At 71.9% G+C, this 2,850-nt stretch carries 2 protein-coding genes and 1 pseudogene; all 3 read left to right on the forward strand.

Annotation, left to right across the window (positions count from 1 at the left end; translation table 11 throughout):
* Nucleotides 1-1,072 (forward strand): pseudouridine synthase (locus ACR2JA_RS05440; RefSeq protein WP_434008094.1); only part of this gene is annotated, 1,072 nt, incomplete at its 5' end.
* 62 nt (nucleotides 1,073-1,134) lie between these two features.
* Entirely contained in the window at nucleotides 1,135-2,406 is a 1,272-nt protein-coding gene (locus ACR2JA_RS05445) for a lipase family alpha/beta hydrolase (protein ID WP_434008095.1), read from the forward strand.
* Nucleotides 2,407-2,518: 112 nt separating this feature from the next.
* Nucleotides 2,519-2,850: pseudogene (locus ACR2JA_RS05450) on the forward strand (molecular chaperone HtpG); the annotation flags it as partial.

The raw sequence follows: 2,850 nt of genomic DNA on the forward strand, positions 1-2,850 counted from the left end.
TTCTCCCTACCCGGACGCCGCCCGGGTTGCCCCCCAAGACCGGCGCGCCGGTCCTCCGGACCGCGGCAGCGCCCGCGCGGGTGGATCTGGCGGTCCGGGCCCACGCACTGAACGGCCGGCCTCTGGTGGGCGCTTCGAGCGCTCCGCCCCCGCCGGTCGACCAGGGGCGCCCGGTCCGCGCCCGCGCACCGATGCGCCGCGCGACGCCGCCCCCCGCTTCCAGCCCGATGCACCGCGCCCGGCCCGCGCCCCGCGCGACCTGCGGCCCGACCTGGCCCGCGTCGGCAATGCCAACGGCGAGGTGCGGCTGAACAAGCGTATGGCCGATCTGGGGCTGTGCTCGCGCCGCGAGGCCGACGAATGGATCGCACGCGGCTGGGTGCTGGTCAACGGCCAGCCCGCCGTCATGGGCCAGCCGGTGCCGCCGGACGCGCAGGTGGAGGTGCTACCGCAGGCCCGCCACCAGCAGGCGGGGCAGGTCACCATCCTGCTGCACAAGCCGGTGGGTTATGTCAGCGGCCTGCCCGAAGACGGGCACGAAAGCGCGGCCGTGCTCATCAAGCCCCAGAGCCACTGGCGCGAAGACCGCGGCGGTCGCCGCTTCGAAGCGGTGCACACCCGCGGCCTGGCCCCCGCTGGCCGGCTGGACATCGATTCCACCGGCCTGCTCGTGCTCACGCAGGACGGGCGCGTCGCCCGCACCCTGATCGGCGAGGACTCCGGCGTGGAGAAGGAATACCTGGTGCGCGTGCACTGGGCGCCGAACGGCCCCAAGGGCGCGGGCGTGGTCACGCAGGACGTTCAGGCCGTGTTCCCGGCCGATCGTCTGGCTCTGCTGCGCCACGGCCTGAGCCTGGACGAGCAGCCCTTGAAGCCGGCGCAGGTGGACTGGCAGAACCCCGAGCAGCTGCGCTTCGTGCTCCGGGAGGGCAAGAAGCGCCAGATCCGCCGCATGTGCGAACAGGTCGGCCTGCATGTGGTCGGCCTCAAGCGCATCCGCATCGGCCGCGTGATGCTGGGCAATCTGCCCGTGGGGCAGTGGCGCTACCTGGGCGCGGACGAAGCGTTCTGACCCCTGGCCGGCTTTAGGGGTGCGCCCCCATCAGTGGCGCCGGGGGCCATCCACAATGGCCCATGACCGCCTCCACCCCTCCTGAACCGGCGAAGCGCCGCGCGCTGCGCCACCTCCGCCCGGCCGACCTGAAAGCCGCGGCGCAACTGGCGGCGACCGCCACCCACGGGGTCATCGACCTCACCGAAACCGTGCACCAGTCGGTGCGGCGCCGGCTCGGCCTGTCGGCGGGCGCGTCGCCCGATCGCACCGGCGGCCTGACCGGACAGGTCTACCAGGCGGTGCGCGGTGTGACCCGTCTGGTGACCAAGGGTTCGGACGCGGCGCTCGCGGCCGTGTTGCCGCTGCTGGGCGACCCGGGTGCATATCCCGAGGCCTCGCCCCAGCGCGAGGCGGTGCTGGCCGCGCTCAATGGCGTGCTGGGCGACCGGTTGCTGGCCATGGGCAACCCGCTGGCGCAGGGCATGGAACTGCGTGCGAATGGCCTGTCGCTCAACCTGAGCACCGGCGCGCTGCGGGCGCAACTGCCACAAGTCGGCCCGCACTTGCTGTTGCTGATCCACGGCCTGTGCATGAACGACGCGCAGTGGTGCCGCAACGACCACGACCATGGCTCGTTTCTGGCGCCGTTGCTGGGCGCCACGCCGGTCTACCTGCGCTACAACTCCGGCCTGCACACCTCGGTCAACGGCCGTGAGCTGGCGCAGTTGCTGGAGCGGCTGGCCGATGGGTGGCCGGTGCCGCTCGAACGCATCACGGTCATCGGCCACAGCATGGGCGGGCTGGTGGCGCGTTCGGCATTCGACATCGCTCAGAAGACGGGTCAGCGCTGGCCCGCGCTGCTGCAGGACCTCGTGTTTCTGGGCACGCCGCAGCACGGCGCGCCGCTGGAACGTGCCGGCCATGGTGCCGACTGGCTGCTCGCCTCCAACCCGTTCACCGCACCGTTCGCGCGGCTGGGGAAGATCCGCAGTGCCGGCATCACCGACCTGCGCCACGGCCATGTACAGGACGCCGACTGGCAGGGGCGCGACCGCTTCGCCTCGGGCGCCGACCACCGCCAGCCCCTGCCGCTGCCGGACGGCGTGCGCTGCTTTGCGGTGGCCGCCACCCTGGCCGGTCAGCGCAGCCGGCTGGCCGAGCGCCTGACCGGCGACGGGCTGGTGCCCCTGGACAGCGCCCTGGGCCGCCACGACGACCCCTCCCTGCGCCTGGAGGTGCCGCGCGAGCGCCAGCGCACCGTCTTCCGCACCGGGCACCTGGACCTGCTGTCCAGCCCGGTGGTGGCCGAGCAGTTGAAGGCCTGGCTCACCGCGCCGGCCCCTCTCGCCTGAAACGCAGGGCTTGAAAGCCGGGTCGGCGCCCATAATTGCGCCCTCGCGAGCGCCACCTGCCCTGTCGGGGCCGTGTGGCGATGCCCCCTTCCTTTTGCACACAGAACCCGTCATGAGCAAACAAACCCTGAACTTCCAGGCCGAAGTGGCCCAGCTGTTGCACCTGGTCACCCACTCGCTGTACTCCAACCAGGAAATCTTCCTGCGCGAGCTGATCTCCAACGCGTCCGACGCCTGCGACAAGCTGCGCTTCGAGGGCCTGAACAACGACGCGCTGTTCGAAGACGCGCCCAACCTGGAGGTGCGCGTGGCCTTCGACAAGGCCGCCCGCACCATCACCATCACCGACAACGGCATCGGCATGAGCCAGGCCGAGGCGGTGGAGCACCTGGGCACGATCGCCAAGAGCGGCACCAAGGACTTCATGGGCCGCCTCAGTGGCGA

The organism is Hydrogenophaga sp., assembly GCF_051007235.1.
Lineage (GTDB): Bacteria > Pseudomonadota > Gammaproteobacteria > Burkholderiales > Burkholderiaceae_C > Hydrogenophaga.

Excerpts from the sequence above, each read along its gene's own strand:
- ACR2JA_RS05445 (WP_434008095.1), top strand. The coding sequence starts at position 1,135 with ATGACCGCCTCCACCCCTCCTGAACCGGCGAAGCGCCGCGCGCTGCGC.